This window comes from Peribacillus sp. SIMBA_075 (genome assembly GCF_046534585.1).
Window position 1 is genome coordinate 1 of the sequence record NZ_JAWRYN010000823.1, and the last position, 264, is coordinate 264.

1 pseudogene is annotated in these 264 nt (G+C 33.0%); it reads right to left on the reverse strand.

Annotated elements, in window-relative coordinates:
- Positions 1 to 264: pseudogene (locus SB775_RS30520) on the reverse strand (DMT family transporter); the annotation flags it as partial.

A 264-nucleotide genomic window follows, 5' to 3' on the forward strand; every position in this document is an offset into this window, starting at 1 on the left:
GTTGCATTTACGTAATTTAATAACCAATTATTAATGACGTGTGACACTGTCGGTACAATCGCAAGTAAAAGAAAAATACTCCAATCCCACTTCGTATAGCCTGTAAATGGCACTTGAAGTATAACGTTATAAATCGCTATAAATATACCAGCGAAGGCAAATACAGTGAAACTATAAATCCAATGAGATACTTTCTTTACTGTCGTTTGTCCGATAAATAAATAACCGACAACTGCTATTACACTTAAAAAGGATAATATATCC